At 59.8% G+C, this 23,966-nt stretch carries 12 protein-coding genes and 2 riboswitches; of the genes, 6 read left to right on the top strand and 6 right to left on the bottom strand.

From position 1 onward, the window contains the following. Window positions 1–124 precede the first annotated feature (124 nt). Window positions 125–3,973: a cobaltochelatase subunit CobN gene (gene cobN, locus ACQ4MY_RS12025; RefSeq protein ID WP_440095257.1), complete on the bottom strand. Its 3,849-nt coding sequence runs from the start codon at window positions 3,971–3,973 to the stop codon at window positions 125–127. Window positions 3,974–3,976: 3 nt separating this feature from the next. After that, window positions 3,977–5,050 (bottom strand): cobalamin biosynthesis protein CobW, encoded by a 1,074-nt coding sequence (gene cobW, locus ACQ4MY_RS12020; protein ID WP_440095256.1) that lies wholly within the window; start codon window positions 5,048–5,050, stop codon window positions 3,977–3,979. A gap of 99 nt (window positions 5,051–5,149) precedes the next feature. Beyond that, window positions 5,150–5,361: riboswitch (cobalamin riboswitch) on the bottom strand. A gap of 279 nt (window positions 5,362–5,640) precedes the next feature. Here cobW and ACQ4MY_RS12015 point away from each other — a divergent pair. From ACQ4MY_RS12015 to cobM, 5 genes are all read left to right on the top strand, one after another. Next, on the top strand, window positions 5,641–6,024 hold the full coding sequence (locus ACQ4MY_RS12015; RefSeq protein WP_440095254.1) for a hypothetical protein: 384 nt from the start codon (window positions 5,641–5,643) through the stop codon (window positions 6,022–6,024). Window positions 6,025–6,329: 305 nt separating this feature from the next. After that, a riboswitch (cobalamin riboswitch) is annotated at window positions 6,330–6,550 on the top strand. Between the two features lie 124 nt (window positions 6,551–6,674). Further along, a complete protein-coding gene (locus ACQ4MY_RS12010; protein WP_008080475.1) occupies window positions 6,675–6,872 on the top strand; it encodes a CbtB domain-containing protein in 198 nt (65 codons plus the stop codon). Window positions 6,873–6,883: 11 nt separating this feature from the next. Beyond that, window positions 6,884–7,585, top strand: a complete 702-nt coding sequence (locus tag ACQ4MY_RS12005; RefSeq protein WP_242207214.1) for a CbtA family protein — start codon at window positions 6,884–6,886, stop codon at window positions 7,583–7,585. After that, on the top strand, window positions 7,582–7,995 hold the full coding sequence (locus ACQ4MY_RS12000; protein ID WP_008080473.1) for a cobalamin biosynthesis protein: 414 nt from the start codon (window positions 7,582–7,584) through the stop codon (window positions 7,993–7,995). The genes ACQ4MY_RS12005 and ACQ4MY_RS12000 overlap by 4 nt, the downstream gene beginning before the upstream one ends. An 81-nt stretch (window positions 7,996–8,076) precedes the next feature. Then, the gene (gene cobM, locus ACQ4MY_RS11995) at window positions 8,077–8,823 is read left to right on the top strand and encodes a precorrin-4 C(11)-methyltransferase (RefSeq protein ID WP_440095253.1); all 747 of its coding nucleotides are present in this window, start codon (window positions 8,077–8,079) and stop codon (window positions 8,821–8,823) included. A 207-nt stretch (window positions 8,824–9,030) separates the two neighbouring features. Here the strand turns inward: cobM and nfuA are convergent, their stop codons facing one another. From nfuA to ACQ4MY_RS11980, 3 genes are all read right to left on the bottom strand, one after another. Continuing rightward, window positions 9,031–9,615: a Fe-S biogenesis protein NfuA gene (gene nfuA / locus ACQ4MY_RS11990; RefSeq protein ID WP_007912592.1), complete on the bottom strand. Its 585-nt coding sequence runs from the start codon at window positions 9,613–9,615 to the stop codon at window positions 9,031–9,033. A 57-nt stretch (window positions 9,616–9,672) separates the two neighbouring features. Next, a complete protein-coding gene (locus ACQ4MY_RS11985; protein ID WP_440095252.1) occupies window positions 9,673–10,695 on the bottom strand; it encodes an acyltransferase family protein in 1,023 nt (340 codons plus the stop codon). A gap of 237 nt (window positions 10,696–10,932) precedes the next feature. Continuing rightward, a complete protein-coding gene (locus ACQ4MY_RS11980; RefSeq protein ID WP_008080470.1) occupies window positions 10,933–13,251 on the bottom strand; it encodes a fatty acid cis/trans isomerase in 2,319 nt (772 codons plus the stop codon). A gap of 156 nt (window positions 13,252–13,407) precedes the next feature. Here ACQ4MY_RS11980 and metH point away from each other — a divergent pair, with 156 nt between their 5' ends. Beyond that, window positions 13,408–17,118 (top strand): methionine synthase, encoded by a 3,711-nt coding sequence (metH, locus tag ACQ4MY_RS11975; protein WP_440095251.1) that lies wholly within the window; start codon window positions 13,408–13,410, stop codon window positions 17,116–17,118. 62 nt (window positions 17,119–17,180) lie between these two features. On the opposite strand, the gene ACQ4MY_RS11970 is transcribed toward metH, so the two are convergent. Continuing rightward, a complete protein-coding gene (locus tag ACQ4MY_RS11970) occupies window positions 17,181–23,843 on the bottom strand; it encodes an NEL-type E3 ubiquitin ligase domain-containing protein (RefSeq protein WP_440095249.1) in 6,663 nt (2,220 codons plus the stop codon). Between the last annotated feature and the right edge of the window lie 123 nt (window positions 23,844–23,966).

Genomic DNA, 23,966 nt, shown 5'->3' with positions numbered 1-23,966 from the left:
CATGGTCGGTGAAAAGTTTTCAAACGGTAGGAGCGAGCCTGCTCGCGATGGCGGCGTGTCAGGCAGTTCAGTTCTCAATGACACAGCGCTATCGCAAGCAGGCGAAGGCCTGCAAGGGATCGCGTCAGTTATCTTCTTCTATATCCAGCAGTAGATTTTCCAGCGCTTCTTTATAAGCCCCCGGCTCCTGCCACATCCCCCGCTGTTGCGCTTCGAGCATGCGCTCGGTCATGTCGCGCAGCGCATGCGGGTTGTGCTCGCGGACGAAATCCCGCGTCGCCGGATCCAACAGATACGCGTCTGCCAGCAAAGCGTACTGATGATCGTCGATCAACTGCGTCGTCGCATCAAACGCGAACAGGTTGTCGACCGTCGCCGCCAGTTCGAACGCGCCTTTATAGCCATGGCGCTTGACCCCGTCGATCCATTTCGGATTCGCCGCCCGCGAGCGGATTACCCGGTTCAACTCTTCCTTCAAGGTGCGAATTTTCGGCAGATCCGGTTGACTGTGGTCGCCGTGGTAACTGGCGGCAGCTTCGCCGCGCAACGTTTCGACGGCGGCGAGCATGCCGCCCTGAAACTGGTAATAGTCATTGGAATCGAGCAAGTCGTGCTCGCGATTGTCCTGATTCTGCAGCACCGCTTGCACCTGGCTCAGGCGCTGGACGAATTGCTCGCGGGCGGCCGTGCCTTCGTCGGCACCGCCATAAGCGTAAGCGCCCCAGTTCAGATAGACCTCGGCCAGATCGTCGCGGCTTTGCCACAAACGCCCGTCGATAGCGCCCTGCACGCCCGCCCCGTAGGCACCGGGTTTGGCACCGAAAATCCGCCAACCGGCCTGACGTCGTGCAGTGTCTTCGTCGAGGCCGGATTGCAGCAGCGCCTCGCGTTCCGCGCGCACTTTGGCCGCCAACGGATTGAGATCGTCCGGTTCGTCGAGCGCTGCCACAGCTTGCACGGCGGCGTCGAACAAACGGATCAGGTTGGCAAACGCATCACGGAAGAACCCCGACACCCGCAGCGTGACATCGACGCGCGGGCGGTCGAGCAGGCTCAGCGGCAAAATCTCGAAATCGTCGACGCGCTGACTGCCGGTCGCCCACACCGGGCGTACGCCCATCAACGCCATCGCTTGGGCAATGTCGTCGCCACCGGTGCGCATGGTCGCGGTACCCCACACGGAGAGGCCGAGCTGGCGCAGGTGATCGCCGTGGTCTTGCAGGTGCCGTTCTAGAATCAACGTCGCCGATTGGAAACCGATGCGCCACGCGGTGGTGGTCGGCAGGTTGCGCACGTCGACCGAGTAGAAGTTGCGGCCGGTGGGCAGGACGTCGAGGCGGCCACGGCTGGGTGCGCCGCTAGGGCCGGCGGGCACAAAACGACCGCCGAGGGCGTCGAGCAGACCACGCATTTCGGCGGGGCCGCAGGCGTCCAGACGTGGCGCGACGACCTCCCGCAGATTCTGAATGATTGCACTGACCTCCGCCCAACGCGGCTCTTGTAGGAGTGAGCCTGCTCGCGATAGCGGAGTGTCAGTCGCTGAAGACTTACCTGATCCACCGCTATCGCGAGCAGGCTCACTCCTACAAGGGGATTGCAGTGACTGGGAGATCAGTTGGGTGGCGAACAGTTCGAGGCGTTCGCGGGTGTCGCCGGCGGTGCGCCAGGCTTCGTTGCTTTGCGATTGCAGCGCCTCCGGGCGCGGGCCGATCCATGGCTCAGCCAGCGCGCAATCGAGGGGATCGAAGCCGAGTTCGAACGCCTTGGCCAGTGCGCGCAGCAGGCTCGATTGCGCGCCTTTGCCGTCCCCTCGCGGAATCCGCAGCAAGGCCAACAACGTATCAATGCGCAAACGTCCGGTCGGCGATTCGCCAAATATGTGCAGGCCATCGCGAATCTGCGATTCCTTCAGATCACACAAATAGGTATCCAGGCGCGGCAGCCAGATCGCCGCATCGGCGTCACTGTCCAGGCCCGCATCCAGTTGCAGCTCACGATCAATCTGCGTGTCGCGCACCAGTTGCAGGATGTCGCGCTGCAACTCACGGGCACGGCGCGGATCGAGCAGTTGCGCCTCGTAATATTCGTCGGCCAACAGTTCCAGATTGCGCAACGACCCGTAGGTTTCGGCGCGGGTCAGCGGCGGCATCAGGTGGTCGATGATCACCGCTTGCGTGCGCCGCTTGGCTTGGGCGCCCTCACCCGGATCGTTGACGATAAACGGGTAGATATTCGGCAGCGGCCCGAGCAACGCATCCGGCCAGCAGTTTTCCGAGAGGCCGACGCCTTTGCCCGGCAGCCATTCGAGGTTGCCGTGCTTGCCGACGTGAATCACGCCGTGCGCGCCGTAGGTGTTGCGCAACCAGAAATAGAACGCCAGATAGCCGTGTGGCGGCACCAGATCCGGATCGTGATAGACCGCGCTCGGATCGACCTGATAACCGCGCGCCGGCTGAATGCCGACGAAGGTCAGGCCGAAACGAATGCCGGCGATCATCATCCGCCCGTCGCGGCACATCGGATCGTTTTGCGGCGATCCCCAGCGCTCGACCACGGCGCTGCGATTGGCTTCGGGCAACGCGTTGAACATCGCCAGGTAAGCGTCCATGGCCAGGCTTTGCTGGCAGGGCCGCAAGTCAATGGTGTCGAGATCGTTGCTGACGCCGCCGAGCAATTGCTGGATCAACTCGGTGCCACTGCCCGGCAGTTCTGCCGTGATCGGATAGCCCTCGGCCTGCAAGGCGCGAAGAATATTCAGCGCCGCCGCCGGGGTGTCGAGACCGACGCCGTTACCGATGCGCCCATCGCGAGTCGGGTAGTTGGCGAGAATCAAGGCGATGCGTTTTTCGCCATTCGGCACCCGCGCCAGATCGATCCAGCGCCTTGCCAGTTCAGCGACAAAATCCATACGCTCAGGCTGCGCGCGATAGCAGACCACATCGGACTGACTGCGCTCGCTGCGCCAGGCCAGATCCTTGAAGCTGATCGGCCGGCTGATGATGCGCCCGTCGAGTTCCGGCAAGGCAATGTGCATCGCCAGATCGCGCGGGCCCAGACCTTGTTCGCTGTCGCGCCAGCCGGGCTCGTTGTCTTGCGCGCAGATCGCCTGAATCACCGGAATGTTGCGGCGAAACGGCCGCAAATGCGGCGCTTCAGGGCTGGACTGGGCGAAACCGGTGGTGTTCAAAATCACCCCTGCCTCGACTTCATCCAGCCAATCCTCGACCACCGCGAGGCAGCCGGGTTCTTTCAAACTGGCCACCGCGATCGGCAACGGATTAAGCCCCGCCGCCTGCAAGCGCTGGCAAAAAACATCGATGAACGCGGTGTTCGCCGCTTGCAAATGCGAGCGGTAAAACAGCACTGCCGCAACCGGTTGCTCAGGCCGCCATTCGGCTTGCCAGTCACTCAGTGCAGCGGTGTTTTTAGTCGGGTGGTAAATCGCCGTGCGCGGCAGGGTTTGCGGCTCGTCCCACGCATAATCGCGGGCGAGCCAACGGCTGGCCATGCAACGGAAGAAATCCAGTGCGTTGCCCATCCCGCCCTGGCGCAAGAACTGCCAGAGCCGGTCGCGATCTTCGGCGTTGACGGTGCTCAAGTCGCTGAGCTCCGGATCAGGCCGATCATCGCCCGGCACCAGAATCACCTGCACACCGCGCTCGGCCAACTCGATCAAACGCTCGACGCCATACCGCCAATAGGCGATGCCGCCGTGCAGCGAAATCAGGATGACCTTGGCGTGACGCAATACTTCATCGACGTACAAATCGACCGAAGCGTGATTCTGCACCTGCATCGGATTGGCCAGACGCAGGCTCGGATAATCCTCGGGCAACTGCTGCGCCGCTTCGGCGAGCAGCGCCAGGCTGGAATCACCGCTGCACAGGATCACCAGCTCGGCGGGGGTTTGGCCAAGGTCGGCAATGTTGTCATCCGAGACGAAACCGCCGGGCTGAGTCCTGAGCAGGTGCATGGCTTAAACGCTGAGCGCAGCGCGCAGTTGCGCTTCGAGTTGTGCAGCGTCGAGTTCCTGACCGATCAGCACCAGACGCGTCACGCGCACTTCCTCGGCGCCCCACTGACGGTCGAAATGCTTGTCGAAACGCGTGCCCACGCCCTGGATCAGCAAGCGCATTGGTTTGTTCGGGATGGCGGCGAAACCTTTGACACGGAGGATGCCGTGCTTGACCACCAGTTGCGTCAGGGCGTCGAGCAGCAGGCTTTCGTCGGCTTGCGGCAGTTCGATGGAGATCGAGTCGAAAGCGTCGTGATCGTGGTCATCGTGATCGTCATCGCCTTCACCGTGGTGGTGATCGTGATGGCTGTGACGGCTGTCGATGTGCTCTTCGGAACCGGCGCCGAGGCCGATCAACACGTCCAGCGGCAGACGACCGTTGCTGGCTTCGATGATTTTTACCGCTGGTGGCAGTTCTTCGGCGACTTCGGCGCGTACACGGGCCAAGTCTTCCGGGCTGGTCTGGTCGGCCTTGTTGAGGATCACCAGGTCGGCGCTGGCCAATTGGTCGGCGAACAGTTCGTGCAGTGGCGATTCGTGATCGAGGTTCGGGTCGAGTTTGCGCTGCGCATCGACCTGATCCGGGAACGCGGCGAAGGTGCCAGCGGCCACGGCCGGGCTGTCGACCACGGTGATCACCGCGTCAACGGTGCAGGCGCTGCGGATTTCTGGCCACTGGAAGGCTTGGACCAAAGGTTTCGGCAGGGCCAGGCCCGAGGTTTCGATGAGGATGTGGTCGAGATCACCACGACGCGCGACCAGTTCGCGCATCACCGGGAAGAATTCTTCCTGAACGGTGCAGCACAGGCAGCCGTTGGCCAGTTCGTAGACGCGGCCAACCGCTTCTTCTTCGGTGCAGCCGATGGTGCATTGCTTGAGGATTTCACCGTCGATGCCCAGCTCGCCAAACTCGTTGACGATCACCGCGATGCGACGGCCCTGAGCGTTGTCGAGCATGTGCCGCAGCAGCGTGGTTTTGCCCGAGCCGAGGAAGCCGGTGACGATGGTGACGGGGAGTTTGGCCAGTGTTTTCATCTGTATGCCCTTTGGCAAGCGGCGGGCATACGGGACGAGAACCGGCAACGCGCGTGCGTGCCTGGAGAGTTCGCCACCGGATCACCCCGCCCGGTTGTAGTGAGAATCTGTGACGAGGCAGGTCTCCTGGCTGACGGTGTTCAGGCGCGAGGCCTGGCGTTTGCTGCGCCTTCCCGCGGGCTCATGGGTTGAGCTGGCAGTGGCGTGGCAGCGAACATCACCGTTCACAGTTGCGGGGGCAGCCGCGGCATTGACCGCGTTCCCTTCTTAGCTTCGGCAACGGCCGAAGAACCTCGAAAGCGCAAGGCTACGCATCGTCTAAGGGTGGGTCAATGGGCGTTGAGTTTTGGTTTTGGGGGCATATCCGTTGCTGCGGGTGCTGCCGCCGGCGGTTTCGCTCTTACAGCGAGTCCCTTTTTCAAACGCCAAAAAGGAACCAAAAGGCTTTGCCCCGGCGTACGGCACTTCGCTGAGGCTCAGTGTTCCCTCGCTACGGTGTCCATCCGGGGGCATCGCCTACGGTTTGCTGCGCTGCACCTCCTCTCGATGTGTGCGGCTGCGCCGCACGGCGCTGCGCGCCTGATCCCCGGATGGACACCTACGCTCGGCCTGCCGAAGGGGCAAAAAATCAAAAGCCAAAGCAGATCAAAAGATCGCAGCCTTCGGCAGCTCCTACAGGGGATTGCGTCGAAAGGTGGGTAGGCTGCCAGCCTGCTTTCGCCAGCGAACAAAAAGCACAGCCGATAACCCATGTAGGAGCTGCCGCAGGCTGCGATCTTTTGATCTTGCTCTTAAAAGATAAAGTCAAAGGATCGCGGCCTTCGGCAGCTCCTACAGGTGATCGCATCGGAAAGTATGTTGTCATCGCGAGCAAGCTTTGCTCCTACAAAAAACAACAGCTAAACGCGCACCGCTTTTGCCTTTCACCACTCAACAGGATGAGCGTTAGCTCGGCTGCGGCTTTTGATCTGTAAGGCGACGTCGGAAGGCTGAGTGGAGGGATTGATCCGGGCGTGGGAGCGCAGCGACCGTTTGGCGCAGCCAAACACAGCGAGAGGAGGTGCAGCGAAGCAAACCGTAGGCGCTGCGCCCGGATCGATCCCGGAGCGAAGGGACCCCGAGCCCCAGCGAGCGGGCCGCACGTAGGAGCAAGCCTTTTCGGTTACCTTTTCGGCGTTTGGAAAAGGTGACCCGCCGTAAGGGCGGAACCCTAAGCAGCCGTTACCGCAGCAACGGATATACACCCAAAAAATTGACTAAAAACCCAACCCCATGCTCTCCTACACAACTTGTTACGGGTGCCCTTCACAGGGTGAAACGGGAAACCGGTGAATCATGTGCTTTACTCAAGCCCATGTCAGTCCGGTGCTGCCCCCGCAACGGTAAGCGAGCGAAGCGTCAAAACCACTGTGCCCAAAAGCATGGGAAGGTGACGCTTGCAGGTCGGCCTGACGCCAACCCCTCGTGAGCCCGGAGACCGGCCCGCAACACACAGCTCGCACCTCGTGCGTCGCTGAACATAACAAACCCGCGGTGGGCGGGCGCTGTTCGAACCTCTGCGCGCCCGACCCGCAGGGGTTTTCATGCGCTCGATTCACCCGCTGACACTCCAGAGGGAAGCGCCATGTCGATCATCAGCAGCACCGGCAGCAACACGGACAAAATCACCAGCAGCGCCACACTGAGCCAACGCCTGAGCGCCGCGATCTTCGCGTCGATCCTCGGCGCCAGCCTGGTCTACTTCGCCGGCTTCTCGCACATCGAAGCGGTGCACAACGCCGCCCACGATACCCGCCACAGCGCCGCGTTCCCGTGCCACTGAGACCTGCCGACATGATCAAGCGTATCGCGCAAACCGCAGGGTTCACCGGTCTTCTGGCCGCCCTGCTCCTCACCCTGCTGCAAAGCTTCTGGGTTTCGCCGCTGATTCTTCAGGCGGAAACTTTCGAGAAAGCCGAACCCGTCGCCGTGCATGAACACGCCGAAGGCGCCATGGCCGGCCACACCCACGACGCCGAAGCCTGGGAGCCGGAAGACGGCTGGCAGCGCGTGGTCTCGACCACGGGCGGCAATCTGGTGGTAGCCGTCGGTTTCGCCCTGATGCTCGCCGGCCTTTACACCCTGCGCGCACCGACCAAAACCTCGCAGGGCCTGCTCTGGGGCCTGGCCGGTTACGCCACGTTCGTCCTCGCGCCGACCTTGGGCCTGCCGCCAGAACTGCCGGGCACCGCGGCCGCTGATCTGGCTTCGCGACAGATGTGGTGGATCGGCACTGCCGCGTCGACTGCCGTCGGCCTGTCATTGATCGCGTTCAGCCGTCACTGGCTGATGAAAGTCCTCGGTGTGGCGATTCTCGCCGTGCCGCACGTGATCGGCGCCCCACAGCCGCAAGTGCATTCGATGCTCGCCCCTGAAGCATTGGAAGCGCAGTTCAAAATCGCTTCGCAGCTGACCAACGTAGTGTTCTGGCTGGCCCTGGGCCTGATCAGTGCCTGGTTGTTCCGCCGCAAAAGCGCTGGCCAATACCACGCATGACAAATGACAGCGCAGCGCCGACCTTTGTGGTCGGCCTGGGCTGCCAGCGCGGCTGCCCTGCCAGCACGCTGCGCGCGTTACTTGATCAGGCGTTACAGGCACATCGCATCGAGCTTCATGCGGTCAAGGCTTTGGCCAGTATCGACCTGAAACGCGATGAACCCGGTTTACAGGAGCTCGCCGCACAACTGGCGTTGCCATTGCTGTACTTCAGCAGCGAGGAATTGGCCAGTTACCAAGAGCGACTCAGCCATCGTTCCGAGATCGCTTACGAACGCACCGGTTGCTACGGCGTTGCCGAAAGTGCTGCGCTGGCCCTCGCCGAACAGTTGATTCAGGCACCGGCAAAACTGCTGATTTCCCGGCAAAAATACGCCCAGGCCACCTTCGCATTGGCCGGCGCTGCGTAAAAACCCGATAATCCCCGACATCGATCATGAGCAATCTTCATCTGAAGCGATTGCTGCGCCTCTTTTTCACAGGATTCTACGATGACCGTCTACTTCATCGGCGCCGGCCCCGGCGACCCGGAACTGATCACCGTCAAAGGCCAGCGGCTGATCCGCAGTTGCCCGGTGATCATTTATGCAGGCTCGCTGGTGCCGACGGCGGTGCTTGAAGGTCATCAGGCTGAAACGGTGGTCAACAGCGCCGAATTGCATCTGGAACAGATCATCGAACTGATCAAAATCGCGCACGCGAAGGATCAGGATGTAGCGCGGGTGCATTCCGGGGATCCGAGTCTGTATGGCGCGATTGGAGAGCAGATTCGCTATTTGCGCGAGCTGAATATTCCGTTTGAGATCGTTCCCGGCGTGACGGCGACGGCGGCGTGTGCAGCGTTGCTGGGTGCGGAACTCACGCTGCCGGATATCTCGCAAAGCGTGATTCTGACCCGTTATGCCGATAAAACCGCGATGCCCGCGGGTGAGGAACTCGGCAGTCTGGCGCAGCACGGTGCGACCATGGGGATTCATTTGGGCGTTAATCACCTGGACAAGATTCTGGCCGAGCTATTGCCGCATTACGGCGCCGATTGCCCGATTGCGGTGATTCACCGGGCGACGTGGCCGGATCAGGATTGGGTGGTCGGGACGCTGGCGGACATTGCCGGGAAGGTTGAAGCGAAAGGGTTTCGGCGTACGGCGTTGATACTGGTCGGGCGGGTGTTGGGGAGTGAGGTGTTTAGCGAGTCATCGCTGTATCGCGCGGGGCATGCACACCTTTACAGACCCTGAAAGCAAAAGATCGCAGCCTTCGGCAGCTCCTACAGGAAAACACATTCCAATGTAGGAGCTGCCGAAGGCTGCGATCTTTTGATTCTGTGGCTTGAGACAATGCATTCATCACGGGAAAATGCATTGCCTGAATTGGAACTGCTGCGCAGTTCATCGGGGATAAATCCCCTCGCCACAGCGCCGTTTTTCTTTTCCGCAGCGAACACCTTAGTAGTAGGCGTTTTCTTTCTGCGTGTGGTCGGTCACGTCACGAACGCCCTTCAGCTCAGGAATACGCTCAAGCAAGGTGCGCTCGATGCCTTCTTTCAGGGTCACGTCCGCCTGGCCGCAGCCTTGGCAGCCGCCGCCGAATTGCAGCACGGCGATGCCGTCTTCAACCACATCGATCAGGCTGACCTGACCGCCGTGGCTGGCCAGCCCCGGGTTGATTTCGGTTTGCAGGTAATAGTTGATGCGCTCGTTGACCGGGCTGTCAGCGTTGACCATCGGTACTTTGGCGTTTGGCGCCTTGATGGTCAGCTGACCGCCCATACGGTCGGTGGCATAGTCGACAACGGCGTCGTCAAGAAACGCTTCGCTGAAGTGATCGATGTACGCGGTGAAGCTTTTCAGCCCCAGCGCGGTGTCTTCAGGTTTTTCTTCGCCCGGCTTGCAGTAGGCAATGCAGGTTTCGGCGTACTGGGTGCCAGGCTGGGTGATGAAGACGCGGATGCCGATGCCCGGGGTGTTCTGCTTGGAGAGCAGATCGGCCAGGTAATCGTGGGCGGCGTCGGTAATGGTAATAGCGGTCATGGAAACTCCTCGCAGGCTTGGGCGCAGTTTACGCCAATCGCTGCGCCGGACAAAGTCCTAGTATTTTTGTCGGGAAAGATTCTCGTCCGACTCGCCGTCGATGCGTGCCTTGAGCCAACGATAGCTGCGTTTTTCCACCCACTCGTAGCTCAACCACGAGCCGGCGCCAATCGCCAGCACACAGACGACAAACATAAGATACGGGTTGATCCCATAGCGCCGCGCGATAAAACCGCCCGCCGACAGCACCAGTACATGCATCAAATACACCGAATAAGAGCAATCACCCAGCAGCTTGAGCCACCGACTGCGTTCCACGTAACGCTCCAGCGCCATGCACGACATCACCAGCACCGCACTCGGCACGCCCCAATTGAGCAGCCGTGGCGCCGGGGCCAAGTGATAAATCGCCAACAGTGCCGCGACGATGCCGGCCAGCGGCAGCCATAAACCGGCGCCAATCCAGCCCCGACGATGGAGCATGCCGATGCCGATCCCCAGCAGAAATTCGTAAACGATGTCCGAACGATAGAATTCGCTGATCCAGCCAAACCCCGTCCACGCCTGACTCACCGCAAACAGCAGCGCCGCGACCACCAGCAGGCGCACCTGCAAGCGAAACAGCAGCGCCCAGGCGAACAGCACGTAGAAGAGCATTTCGTAATTCAGCGTCCAGCCGACATTCAACGTCGGGTAAATGCCGTAGCCGCCGGGGTTTTCAGTCGGGATAAACAGCAAGGACAGCAGCAGATGGTTCCAGTCCACCGTTTGATCGGGCAATAGCGGCTGGGCAAACACCACCAGTAACGCCATCAGCACGGTGTACAGCCAATACGCCGGGACAATACGGAACAACCGGTACAGCAGAAAGCGCGCGGGCGGCAGCGGTTTGTTCTCGGTGGAGAGGAAAATCACCAGACCGCTGATGACGAAGAAGATATCCACGCCCACCGCGCCTTTGTCGATGAACAACTGGCCGATCGGCCCGCGTGCTTCGAAATTGAAAAAAATCTGCATGAAGTGATGGCAGACCACCGTCCACGCGGCAAGCGCACGCAGGGCCTGCACTGAAATCAACATCGCCCGCTCCCGTCCACACCCTCAAATCCAGCACCGCCCCAACGTCATCCGAATACTTCGATATGGCGCTGAATTCATGTAGGAGCTGCGGCACGCTGAGATCTTTTGATTTTGATTTTCAAGGTCAAAAGATCGCAGCCTCGTTGCACTCGTCAGCTCCTACACAGCCCCTACACAGCTCCTACAGGGGTTTTGCGGTGTTGCTTATGGGTGGGACAGCGGGTCGGCCGCAAAAGATCAAAGATTCTCGTAGCGGTTCATGTCCAGCACGCCCTCTTCCACCGGGTCGGTTTCGTGCAGGTATTGGCTCAGGTCGTGGAAATAGAACCAGAACTGCGGGTGACTGCGGCGGATGCCCCAACGTTCGACGATTTTCTCGAACCGGTTGGCGTCCTTGGCATTCTCCATCGCGTCGACGAAGTCCGGCACCTGCTGCGCCGGAACGTTGAAGATGAAATTCGGGTAGCTGCTGAGCACCCCCGGATAAACAGTCAGCGTGTCCAATCCGGGCTGATAGCGCAGCGACTCACCGAGCAAGAACGCCACGTTGCTGTGCGCGCGGTTGCGCAACAGGCTGTACACCTCGCGTTTGCCGCTAGCGGTCTCCACGCGCAGCATCGTCGCTTCCGGCAACTGATCAATCACCTTTAAACCAGCCGCCGGGCGTGAAGTCAGGCGGCTCAGCGCCTGTTCGGCATTTTGCAGCGCTGGCTCGATGTTCGGCCGCGAGCAATAAGCGCCGTCGCAGCGATTGATCGGGTCGGGGCGCGCATTCAAGTCGCCGTAACGCGCCAGCAACTGCATGGCGAAGTCGTATTTCGGGTCTTTCTCGTTGAGTTTCAGCGCGGTCGGCTTGTCGTCATCAATGGCTTCGTAATCGAGCCACATCTTGAACTGGCCGCTGTTCTGGTACCAATCGTCCAGATAGTCTTCGCGTGAATCGGCCGGCATCAGGCGCAGGAAATTCTGCTCGGCGCCGTTGCGAATCAGGTCGAAATACAGGCGAGTCTGCGCCTGGTGGGAGACGTTGCCGAACACGTCGAAATTGACCGCCAACTGGTAATAGGTGCGTTCAAGCAGCGGGTAGTCGAACAACCACATCGTCTGCGGCACTTCCCCGATCAAGCCCTTGGTCACCGAAGCACTGTCGAAGTGGCGGAAAATGCTCAGCAGCGCGTTGTCGTTGCCGGCCCACAGCGTCGACCAACTTGGCGCAGGGACTTCGGCATAACTGTCGCGGCGCAACGCCTCGTATTCATTACGTTTGTCGCGATAGTTGTGCCACAGGCTCAGGACGCTGCCGACATCGTCGTTCTGCCCCGGCATCGCCAGCAATGGCGTGGCCTGGCCGCGATAGTTCGGGTCGGTGATGTACAGGTCGTGTTCCGGCGCCTGGAACAGCGCCCAGAAGTTGTCGCGGATCACGTCGGTGGCGATCTGCCCGCGGCACACCGGCCCGCGAATAAACGTGCGGACAAAGTATTCGGCGTTATCGAGCATGAACTGATAACGCGCCTGCGCCGGAATCGCCTCAAACGTGGCGAACGGGTTGGCGCGGCTCTGCGGGCCGTAGCCCGGCAAGGCATTGACCTGCCAGTTGCCGCTGTAGAACAGACTCTTGACCCGCGCCATCTTCGCCGCGCTCAGCGGATAGGTGATGTGGGTCTTGTGCACGATCACCCCTTGCACCGGCCACAAGCGGTAATACACCTGCGTGCCGGGATCGTCGTTCGGGCGACGGGTGGCGATCAGGTCGATCGGCTGGCCAGTCGGTGTGCGCGAGCGCACCCACTGGAAGAAATGCCCAGGCTCGCCGTCCTTGAAATAAAGGTGCGCGAGGAACAGATGCTCGTACAACCAACGGCCGACCAGGCTTTCGCGGGCACCGGGGCTGTTGAGCAGATTTTCCCACTGGACGATTTGCAGGGATTCTTTAGCGCTCGGCGCCAGGCCTTGTTCGTCGATCGGTGCACCGGAGGCGAGCCAGCGTTGCAAGGTCTGGTATTGCTGATCGGTCAGGCCAGTGACTGCCAGCGGCATGCCCTCTTTCGGGTGCGCCCCGGCGTAACCTTCGAATTCGGCGGGCATAGCGCACTGGTTTGCCCGATTCAGACCCAAGACGATGTCTTCGGGAAGTTTCGCGTTAGGCGTCAGCGGCGTCGTGTGCCCCAGTTCCAGCATCCGCGCCATCAACGCTGCTTGGCTGCCTTGGGCGTCGAGTACCGAATAGAAGTCCTTTTGCTGCCAGGCGCGCTTGCCGAAGGCGTCGTAAAACAAGCGAGTGGTCGGCGCCGCGACAGTGCGCTCGCCGTCATACACCGGCATTTTGCTCGCACCACGAGCTGCGCCCTCGCCACTGCCGAGATTGAGCTGGCAGGCGGAGTCGTAGCAGGCATGGCAGGCCACGCACTTCTCGGTGAAGATTGGCTGGATATCGCGGGTGTAGGAAATAGAAGGGGAAATCGAAGGAGAAATGGCCGGTGCAGCCGCTGGCTCTTGCGCCACGGCGCCCCAGCTGAGAAACAGCAACACAAAACCCATGACGCGGTAAGACATGCTGCTGATCCCGATTTTATAAAAAAACGCCGCGATTCTACATTATGACGTCCGCACCAACATGAGCGATATTCATGCAAAAGCGCCGCATGCTCCAAAACCGCACAGGTTTGTTATGATCCCGCTCCTTCGTAATGGTCTTTCCGAGTAGTCCAAATGTCCGATCGCAGCGTCCGTCTTCAAGCTCTCAAGCAGGCTCTCAAAGAGCGCATCCTGATACTCGACGGCGGTATGGGCACGATGATCCAGAGCTACAAGCTCGAAGAGCAGGATTATCGCGGCAAACGCTTCGCTGACTGGCCGAGTGACGTCAAGGGCAACAACGACCTGTTGGTCATCACCCGTCCCGACGTGATCGGCGGCATCGAGAAAGCCTATCTGGATGCCGGCGCCGACATCCTCGAAACCAACACCTTCAACGCCACGCGCATTTCCATGGCCGACTACGGCATGGAAGAACTGGCGTACGAGTTAAACGTAGAAGGCGCTCGCCTGGCGCGCAAGGTCGCCGATGCCAAGACCGCCGAGAACCCGGACAAGCCGCGCTTCGTTGCCGGCGTACTCGGCCCGACCAGCCGCACCTGCTCGTTGTCACCAGACGTTAACAACCCGGGCTACCGCAACGTCACCTTTGATGAGCTGGTGGAAAACTACACCGAAGCCACCAAAGGCCTGATCGAGGGCGGCGCCGACCTGATCCTGATCGAAACCATCTTCGACACCCTCAACGCCAAAGCGGCGATCTTCGCCGTGCAAGGCGTGTTCGAAGAGCTGCACCTCGAACTGCCGATCATGATTTCCGGGACCATCACCGATGCGTCTGGCCGCACCCTGTCGGGCCAGACCACTGAAGCGTTCTGGAACTCCGTGGCCCACGCCAAGCCGATTTCCGTCGGCCTCAACTGCGCACTCGGCGCCAGTGAATTGCGTCCGTACCTGGAAGAGCTGTCGAACAAGGCCAGCACCCATGTGTCCGCGCACCCGAACGCCGGCCTGCCGAACGAATTCGGCGAGTACGACGAACTGCCGTCGGAAACCGCCAAGGTCATCGAAGAATTCGCCCAGAGCGGTTTCCTCAATATTGTCGGCGGCTGCTGCGGCACTACGCCGGGGCACATCGAAGCCATCGCCAAAGCTGTCGCCGGTTACGCGCCGCGGCAGATTCCGGACATCCCCAAGGCTTGCCGCCTCTCGGGTCTGGAGCCGTTCACCATCGATCGCAGTTCGCTGTTCGTCAACGTCGGCGAGCGCACCAACATCACCGGTTCGGCGAAATTCGCCCGGCTGATCCGTGAAGACAACTACACCGAAGCGCTGGAAGTCGCCCTGCAACAGGTCGAGGCCGGCGCGCAGGTGATCGACATCAACATGGACGAAGGGATGCTCGATTCGAAGAAGGCCATGGTGACCTTCCTCAATCTGATCGCCGGCGAACCGGACATCTCGCGCGTACCGATCATGATCGACTCATCGAAATGGGAAGTGATCGAAGCCGGGCTGAAGTGCATTCAGGGCAAGGGCATCGTCAACTCGATCAGCATGAAAGAAGGCGTCGAGCAGTTCATCCACCACGCCAAACTGTGCAAGCGCTATGGCGCCGCCGTTGTGGTGATGGCGTTCGACGAAGCTGGCCAGGCCGACACCGAAGCGCGCAAAAAAGAGATCTGCAAACGCTCTTACGACATTCTGGTCAACGAAGTCGGCTTCCCGCCGGAAGACATCATTTTCGACCCGAACATCTTCGCCGTCGCCACCGGTATCGAAGAACACAACAACTACGCTGTGGACTTCATCAATGCTTGTGCCTACATCCGCGACGAGCTGCCGTACGCGCTGACCTCGGGCGGCGTGTCCAACGTGTCGTTCTCGTTCCGGGGCAACAACCCGGTGCGCGAGGCGATCCACTCGGTGTTCCTGCTCTACGCAATCCGCGCTGGCCTGACCATGGGCATCGTCAACGCCGGTCAGCTGGAGATCTACGACCAGATCCCGCAAGAGTTGCGCGACGCCGTTGAAGACGTGGTGCTCAACCGCACGCCAAACGGCACTGACGCCCTCCTCGCCATCGCCGACAAATACAAGGGGGACGGTAGCGTCAAAGAAGCCGAGACCGAAGAGTGGCGCAGTTGGGAGGTCAACAAGCGTCTGGAGCATGCGCTGGTCAAAGGCATCACCACGCACATCGTTGAAGACACCGAAGAATCGCGCCAGTCGTTCGCCCGCCCGATCGAAGTGATCGAAGGCCCGCTGATGTCCGGCATGAACATCGTCGGCGACCTGTTCGGCGCCGGCAAAATGTTCCTCCCGCAAGTGGTGAAATCCGCCCGTGTGATGAAGCAGGCCGTAGCGCACTTGATTCCGTTCATCGAACTGGAAAAAGGCGACAAGCCGGAAGCCAAGGGCAAGATCCTCATGGCCACCGTGAAGGGTGACGTGCACGACATCGGCAAGAACATTGTTGGCGTGGTGCTCGGCTGCAACGGCTACGACATCGTTGACCTCGGCGTGATGGTGCCGGCCGAGAAGATTCTGCAAGTGGCCAAAGAACAGAAGTGCGACATCATCGGCCTGTCCGGTCTGATCACTCCTTCGCTGGATGAAATGGTCCACGTCGCGCGTGAGATGCAGCGTCAGGACTTCCACCTGCCGCTGATGATCGGTGGCGCGACCACGTCCAAAGCGCACACCGCGGTGAAGATCGAGCCGAAGTACAGCAACGATGCCGTGGTTTACGTGACCGACGCTTCCCGCGCGGTGGGTGTGGCGACGCAGTTGCTGTCGAAAGAATTGAAGGCCGGTTTCGTCGAAAGAACCCGCGCCGAATACGTTGAAGTGCGCGAACGTACCGCCAACCGCAGTGCCCGCACCGAACGCCTAAGCTACGCCGCTGCGATCGCCAAGAAGCCGCAGTTTGATTGGGCGACTTATCAGCCCGTCAAACCAACCTTCACCGGCAGCAAGGTTCTGGACAACATTGACCTGAAAGTCCTCGCTGAATACATCGACTGGACGCCGTTCTTCATCTCCTGGGATCTGGCCGGCAAATTCCCGCGCATCCTCGAAGACGAAGTGGTCGGTGAAGCCGCGACTTCGCTGTACAAGGATGCACAGGAAATGCTCGCCAAGCTGATCGACGAGAAGCTGATCAGCGCCCGCGCGGTGTTCGGTTTCTGGCCGGCCAATCAGGTGCATGACGACGACATCGAACTGTACGGCGATGACGGTGAGCCATTGGCCAAGCTGCATCACTTGCGCCAGCAGATCATCAAGACCGACGGCAAACCAAACTTCTCGCTGGCCGACTTCGTTGCACCGAAAGACAGCGAAGTGACTGACTACGTCGGTGGTTTCATCACCACCGCCGGCATTGGCGCCGAAGAAGTCGCCAAGGCTTACCAAGACGCTGGCGACGACTACAACTCGATCATGGTCAAAGCGCTGGCCGACCGTTTGGCCGAAGCCTGCGCCGAATGGCTGCACCAGCAAGTGCGTAAAGAGCACTGGGGTTATGCCAAGGACGAAACCCTCGACAACGAAGCGCTGATCAAAGAGCAATACAGCGGTATCCGCCCTGCCCCGGGTTATCCGGCCTGCCCGGATCACACTGAGAAGGCCGCGCTGTTTGCCTTGCTCGACCCGGAAGCCGAAGAAATGCGTGCCGGTCGCAGCGGTGTGTTCCTCACCGAGCACTATGCAATGTTCCCGGCGGCAGCGGTCAGTGGCTGGTACTTCGCGCATCCACAGGCGCAGTACTTTGCAGTGGGCAAAGTCGATAAGGATCAGATCGCCAGCTACACCTCGCGCAAAGGCCAGGAGCTGAGCGTGACCGAGCGTTGGCTGGCGCCGAATCTGGGCTACGACAACTGATCAACGCAGCTTGAAAAAAACCTCGGTAGACCGTCTGGCTACCGAGGTTTCATGCGTCTCTCTTACACGCTGAACTGTTGCCGTTCAGTGGTCGTCAGCTCAAGCAACAACCCGGTTTCCTGGGTTTTGAACTCTACCTCCAGCGCCCCGACTTCCGTCAGGTACGCCTCGGTTATCTCTGTATAACGATCTTCCAGCTCGCCCTGAATTTGCGCCTGTTTGTCTTTTAAAGCAGCGAATCGCCGTGGGTATTTGCGCTTCAATTGGGCGATCCAGTAATCGCGCGTGACCAGATCCTCCACGAAGTCAGCCGACTGCTCGGCCGCAATCACTTCGGCGTAAGCGGTGTCCAGTGTGCCGGCGCTGACGTTGCCACTGTAGAGCATGTCTTTCGGCTGCCCTGGCAGTTCCAGCCTGTCACCCAGACCAATCCGATAAGCCAGCCGGACTTCCGCTGGATCCGGTCTGCCGCCTAGCGCCTGGCGTTGCAACACGTCGCGATTGGCGATTTTTTCAATTCGACCGAGGCGAAACAGCTTTCTGCCCAGTTTGAACAGCACACTGTCCTGCTGATTCAGGGGCGTGGATTTGACGGTTTCGAACTCGAAGACCTTCACCTCAATGTCGCTGAATAACAGGATGCGCCCGTCACCACAGGTCTGCGCCGATTGCGCCATCGCAAACACCGTGCGCCTCAAGCTTTCATCGCTGTCAGCGGCTTTCAACACCCGATGTACACGACGAGTGAGGTCAGTGCGCCCAAGCGAAAAGTCCTTGGTGCCCTCCATGCGGTCGAGCAGATTGAAGAACGCCGCACTGTCAGGCTGCTGCTCGAAATCGCCCCAGATTCGCGTTAGTTCTTGGGCGTCATTTGACGCTGGATCGATCCAGCGGCGGCGGGCCTCGTCACCGGTGACATGGTCGACATCCACCTCTTCATCACTGAGCGGCGAGGTATCACTGCCGAAAATGCTTTCAGTGTCCTCGCTGTCCAGTACCTCGTCGAGCTCCTCGGCAGACCAGCCCATGATTGTCTCACCGGGATTAATCTCGTTGCGCAGCATTATCAGGCTCTGCCCGTTCAGGCTGTCATTGCTCGACAAATTCACGCCTTCACGCAATCGGCGGTAGCGCTCAGTCATCAAGGCCGGGGGCACGGCTTCGAGCATGTTGTCTCGCAGATTCAGCGTTGTGAGCGAAGGCAGTTCGAGCACTCCTTCGGGCCACGCTACCAGTCGATTGGTTTGCAGATTGAGTGCCTCAAGCTGGGTGAGTGGCCTGACGTCCAGCGATTCCAGCCAGTTGTGCGACAGGTTCAGCGACTGCAACTGAGTCAACGTCGCAAGTTGCGTTGTCAGTTGCGGCGTCGATCTCAATTGGTTTACCGACGCCGACAGGCGCTTGAGATCATGGATCGCATAAACAGGCGCGGGCAGGTTCGCCAGAAGATTGCCGTTCAGCTCCAGTGTATGGATGCCTTGGAATGCCCCGAGAAAACCGTCCAGGCCCTGCTCGCTAATAAAAACCTTGTTCAGTTTCAACGTGCCGACATGAGAGAAATCCCCTGCCAGCGTCGGCAAATCGCCTAAGGGATTCTCGGACAGATCAAGGGTGAAAACGGCGCTGCCACGTTCCGCCGCAGGTACTCCCCGCAGATTCTGACGCCAGCACGCCAGTATCTGATCGGCGGCTTTACGCCGCTCCACAGCGCTGACCCAGAGCGGCAGACTCATTTCCCTCAACTGAAACGGCGGCTGAGTGATCCATTGATTCAGGGATTCGGTCAACGCCTGAAACTGCTGGTCCCAATCATCCATCCGGGCGAACAACGCTCCAGCTCCGTGACTCAGTGTCAGATCATCAACCGCCTGCAACGCCTCGGAGTCGCGCAGATCCGGGTCAAGCCTTTGCAGGCGTGCCTTGGCCGTCATTCTCGCCAACTGCTCTGCAGACTCCACTCTCAGCGGCAACAACAGCTCCGGAAACTGGCTGACCAATGGCGGAAAATAGGCGGGGCCGCCCAGGGTGAAACCCTCACGCAAGTCAGTTCTGGAAATGCCCATTGGCGCAAATTCATGACTGTTGGCCAGCAGATCGTGTCGGGCCTTGGTCGTCAGTCGACATCCTCCCAGATCGACCTGGAGCTGGTCGTGCCCGCTGAACACGGCCTCGGGTACATTCACGACTGCGCTGTTGTTCAGCTCCAGCCGGGTCAGCGCAGGCAACTCAAGCACGCCCTCGGGCCAAGCGGCAAGCGCGGTGTGGCCCAGGCGCAAGCGCTTCAGCGCTCGTAAAATCGTAACGTTCAGCGACTCGACACGGTTGTAGCGCAAATCGAGGGTTTCCAGCCCTGACAGTCCGTTCAAACGCCCCTGCAACGAGGGCGTGATGGTCAGATAATTGTGCTGCAGCCCCAGGTCTTTCAGCTTTGCCAGTTGCTTGAGTGTCGAGGGCAAATCGAACAGCTGATTGCGGCTCAGATCCAGCGTGCGAACCTCGCTGAAGTGCGGCAGAAATTGATTCAAGGCATCAACCGGAGCCACCACTTCTGACAACTTGAGTGTCAGCACATGGGAAAAATCCGTGGCGGTCAACGCGGATAAATCAGGCAAGTCACCAAGTGGCGCCCCCGACAAGTCCAGCAGGAATACATTATCCGCCGCAACAACCGGCAAGGTGTGCGAGCTTGAAGATCCCGGTTGAGGTTCAGCACTGACAGGTACTTCCTCACTTATGCCGACGCGTTGGCGCAACCCCTCTTGCCAGGATTCACGAATCAGTCGGGCCGTGTTGCGCCGAGCGTTCTGATCAACAGCACGGCCGTTGACGATGGGCGAGCGTTCCTGCCATTCGGTCAGTTGCCCGGACAATACCTGCATATCCCGGCGCACCGCATTAATGTGCTCGAGCAGTGCCCGGCCTGACAGGCCTCGCGCCTTCAGTTGCCTGAGCGCGGCGGAGGAAAGATCGCTGCCGCAATCCATCGCTATCTGTAATGAATCCCGACTGTAGCGTTCGAGTATCTGCTCGCTGTCCAACACATGCGCAGGATTGTCTCGGACGTATTCATAAGCTTTGACGAATTGTTCAGCGTCGAGCCGCGCCCAGTTGAGATCCAGCCCTCGCCACAGTTTTTCGTGACCTGCAAACAACTCGGCAGGCAACGCCTTTATGTTGGCTTGTCGAAGGTTTACTTGCTCAAGCCCGGGCAATTCCAGAATGCCTTTGGGCCAATGTTCGAGGGTACCCGCCACATTCAATGCCCGCAGCCGGGGCAATTGGCTGACATCCAGTTCGCTGGATATTCCGCGCAGCGTCAGGCTCTCCAATTGCGGCATGACATTGACCAGCGACTGCGCCGCCACACTGAACTCGTTGCCGAGATTGCCACCCAGCAGCAATTCACGAATGCCGGGGAGCGTTTTGAGTTTCTCGGCCAGCCGTGCTGACTGGAGGGGACTCCAGACGTAAAGCTCAAGTGAACGGACGTTAGGAAACTGCCGCATCAACGATTCGCTGCTCTGACTGAGCAAACTGTCGACACTTAACTGCAGACTGCTGACGTGAGGGAAATGCGCTGTCAGCTCCGGCAACAAACCGGCGTTACCCCATTCCAGATGAATCCCGGCCGGGACGTCGACCAGCCCCCGCAGCCGCCAGGCGTCCTTGACCATTTGCGCCGTTTGTTGACGGGCCAACGACACGTCATCCTGGGCGCTCCACTGATCAAGTTCAATGGCAAGCGTCTCGTACTCCATGGCGCGCAGGTTGAGCAAATGCGCAATTTGCGTCTCGGTACTTCCACCCAGCAACAGGTGATTGATCATCATCTGCGCCGAGTCATCCGAAAAGTCCGGATAGAGGTCGCGAACCCTTGAGATCAACGAGGGGTTGACCATCGCGTCCGCACCACGGCCGCTCAAGAGGTAGCCAGTACGATTGTCCGCCAGACGTGACGGCGACTTGAACCGTCGGCTGGAAACATTCGGGAATAAGGTTTCGAGCATCTCCGCTCGATGCGCCAGAGCATATTGGCTCAGCGTTTTCTGCAACTCTGCGCTCTGCCAGACATCTGGCAGGCCGAGCTTGATGCGCGCATTGTCCGGTAAGGCGTGCATCAACGATTGATAAAAGTTGTCGCCCTGGCGGGGCACACTGTTTAACGCATTGCCCTGGCTGTCGAAGGCCTGGAACTGCCCAGGTTGATGATGTTGACCGCCGTCAGTGACCACGTATTTGACATCTTCGGCCGACTCGCTGCCGATACTCGCAAGCACCTTGCCGGTGCAGTCGTGTTGGCGCACTTCGAGACGCAATGATCGCGGCCAGCCTGGTTGTTTCTCCAACGCCTGCAACGCCAGACGCTGACTGTCGAAGGACGCCAGGCCTGGCAGTTGCATGCCGGCCAGCGCCCGGTTCATTCGCCCGACTCTGGCGCGAGTGCGCGCCTTCAGCAGGAGACTCACCGGCAGCCGCCCGCTACGTCGGTTAAACCGGCGCTCCCGAGCGGTGGCAGCATTCAACACCTCTTGTGCAGCGTCATTCGACAGGCTCGGGAAGGTGCTTTGCAGCTGTTTGATTTCAGGCGTTAGCGCCGTTTCGGCGGGAACGCCCTCGTGAAACAGGCGCAAGGCATCGGACAAGACCGAGGGCATGGATTGGTGATCGACGTGCATTTTGCGCAGCATGCTGTCGTTGACCCCACTGATCCGCGCGATGTTCTCCAATGTTGCCGTATCCAGCCCATCGGTTGCGTGGCCCATGCGTCTGAGCAGCGTCGTACGATCCCATTGCAGCGGGCGTTCGAAATCGTGACGCCAGGCGCCGTGGCCATTGGAGCGCAGCGCTGGCTGATAGGCATTCGGGTTGCTCGGATGTTTGAGGCGCCAGCGGCCGAGGGTCGCGTCAAAGGTTTGCTCATACACTTCACCGTCCACGCGAATGAACGTTCTACCGTCTACTTCATATTGCCCAAGACGATTGGGTTCAAGCGTGGACGGCAGCACAACCGAGCTTTTGTACGGCGCCAGGCCCGGCCGCCAGAGTTGCTCGTCACCAAACGGCAGTTTGACCTTGACCATGCCGTCGACCAACGGCGCCGAGAGGATTTTCGGCGCTTTACTGACAGCCGCGCCGATAACAGCCATAAACGCCAGGTTCGCTGCGACAGCGCTGAGATAACGCCATGCCTGATCACGGTCGCCAACGCTCCAGGCTTCCACGCCGTGATACACGTCCAGCGTCAACTGCACGGCCATCACGGCCATCATCACTTCGCCCAGCCCCGGGATAAAAAACGCTGCGACGTTCAATATGTTCAAGCCCCATTCGGCATAGCGCGCCAACCGCGCATACCAGGCGTCATGGTCGACCGTGGCGGTCGGCACCGCCAACTGTGCGGAGGACTCTTTAAGACGCGCCTCGTGGCGGCTGTACAACTCGCCGAACAAGTTTTCGTCAAAAAAACTTTCCGCCAGATCCAGCACCGGGTCGTCTCGATAAACCCGTTGATAAATTCCGTCGAGATGCCCGAACAGCTTTTGTTCCCGGTGCGGTGCGTCTGGATTCCATTTCAGCGTCTGCAACGCTGACTGAACGCTGCCAAGAAACCTGCCAGCGTCGCCATGCGGGATAAGACGTAAAAACGCGCGCTGATAGGCGTCGTCCCGCAGGCGCGACGCTAAATCCTTTTCGAATGCCTTGAGCGACGCGTATTCCTTGATCGGAGCCACCGGGTCACCCGGTATGCAGACGATGATCCGTGAGTCCGTGTACGCGAGCACGTTGAACAGGTTGGTGCCGGGATTGCTCAAGCTCAGGTCAATTTTTTTCTGTTTGCGTCGATTCGCCCCCAGCACAAACATCTCGCTCGCAGGCAAGCCCAGTACATGCAGCTGGCTGAACACAACGGGTTCGCCATCCAGCGTCGTCGCCGGCTCTTCGTTAAGTACGCCGAGCACCGCCAGATAGGCGGTCGGGCTCAGCAGCGACTTCAGGCGAGCAATGTGCGCATGGGCCCTCAGGCTGTCTTTCCACGCTTCAATGGTCTGTGCCTTGACCGTTGCAGCGGTGTCGGCCGCATCAAATATTGCCGCCAAGTGCTGCTGATAGTGCTTGCCGATATCCAGCTCACGGCATAACAGCGCAAAGTCGCCGGGCTTGATCGCCAGCTTCTTGATTCTGTAGCACTGGGAGTGGCCGAATTTGGGGTAATACCAGCCATAAAGTCCTTGGTTTTCATCAACGATGGGCGCCCTCTCCCCCTGTTCCGCGATGATGTCTGTTTCAGCGAAGGGCTGCTCGTCGGCAAAATTTCGTAACGCCAATTGCAGCAGGTTTTCATCGGTGATGAGCCTGTTGCGGTAAAGCTCGGTGTAAAGCCAGGTGTTGGCCGTATCGACCTTGATGCCAAACTTTTCAAGCAGCGCGTCTTCAAGCAAGGGTTGTGCAAATTCGACGACACCCTTGAGCCCTTTGAGGGTTTTCGCCAGATTCTGACTGGACTCGCGGCTGCGTTGCTGACTGTCGCGCACGATTTGCCGTTGCACCTCGCTCAGCACTTCGAACCACTCGGGCAGCGCCCCTTCGGGCAGACCTCCGGGGGTTCTGGCCCGATCTAGTTGCCGGATGTTTTCGGGGCTGAAATGACGCAGCCGCTTGTGCAGTTTCTGTTTGACGAAATGCTTGTACAGGCCCTCCTCCCGGCCCGGTATGAGTGCTCGCATGTGAAATCCTGACGGCTTGTGAATGAGGCGTCAGTCAATCACCGGCGGCGTTGGCGATGGCGGTACATATATATATGCCGTCACTTTTGTCAGCGACCCGCAGGCATTTAATTGTCTATGCTT

It is taken from the genome of Pseudomonas sp. SM4 (assembly GCF_051913165.1).
Taxonomy (GTDB): Bacteria; Pseudomonadota; Gammaproteobacteria; order Pseudomonadales; family Pseudomonadaceae; genus Aquipseudomonas.
Note: the sequence above shows the minus strand (reverse complement) of the source record. Positions and strands in the feature narration are given on the sequence as shown.

Excerpts from the sequence above, each read along its gene's own strand:
- cobN (WP_440095257.1), bottom strand. The coding sequence starts at position 3,973 with ATGCACCTGCTCAGGACTCAGCCCGGCGGTTTCGTCTCGGATGACAAC.
- cobW (WP_440095256.1), bottom strand. The coding sequence starts at position 5,050 with ATGAAAACACTGGCCAAACTCCCCGTCACCATCGTCACCGGCTTCCTC.
- ACQ4MY_RS12015 (WP_440095254.1), top strand. The coding sequence starts at position 5,641 with ATGGACACCTACGCTCGGCCTGCCGAAGGGGCAAAAAATCAAAAGCCA.
- ACQ4MY_RS12010 (WP_008080475.1), top strand. The coding sequence starts at position 6,675 with ATGTCGATCATCAGCAGCACCGGCAGCAACACGGACAAAATCACCAGC.
- ACQ4MY_RS12005 (WP_242207214.1), top strand. The coding sequence starts at position 6,884 with ATGATCAAGCGTATCGCGCAAACCGCAGGGTTCACCGGTCTTCTGGCC.
- ACQ4MY_RS12000 (WP_008080473.1), top strand. The coding sequence starts at position 7,582 with ATGACAAATGACAGCGCAGCGCCGACCTTTGTGGTCGGCCTGGGCTGC.
- cobM (WP_440095253.1), top strand. The coding sequence starts at position 8,077 with ATGACCGTCTACTTCATCGGCGCCGGCCCCGGCGACCCGGAACTGATC.
- nfuA (WP_007912592.1), bottom strand. The coding sequence starts at position 9,615 with ATGACCGCTATTACCATTACCGACGCCGCCCACGATTACCTGGCCGAT.
- ACQ4MY_RS11985 (WP_440095252.1), bottom strand. The coding sequence starts at position 10,695 with ATGTTGATTTCAGTGCAGGCCCTGCGTGCGCTTGCCGCGTGGACGGTG.
- ACQ4MY_RS11980 (WP_008080470.1), bottom strand. The coding sequence starts at position 13,251 with ATGTCTTACCGCGTCATGGGTTTTGTGTTGCTGTTTCTCAGCTGGGGC.
- metH (WP_440095251.1), top strand. The coding sequence starts at position 13,408 with ATGTCCGATCGCAGCGTCCGTCTTCAAGCTCTCAAGCAGGCTCTCAAA.
- ACQ4MY_RS11970 (WP_440095249.1), bottom strand. The coding sequence starts at position 23,843 with ATGCGAGCACTCATACCGGGCCGGGAGGAGGGCCTGTACAAGCATTTC.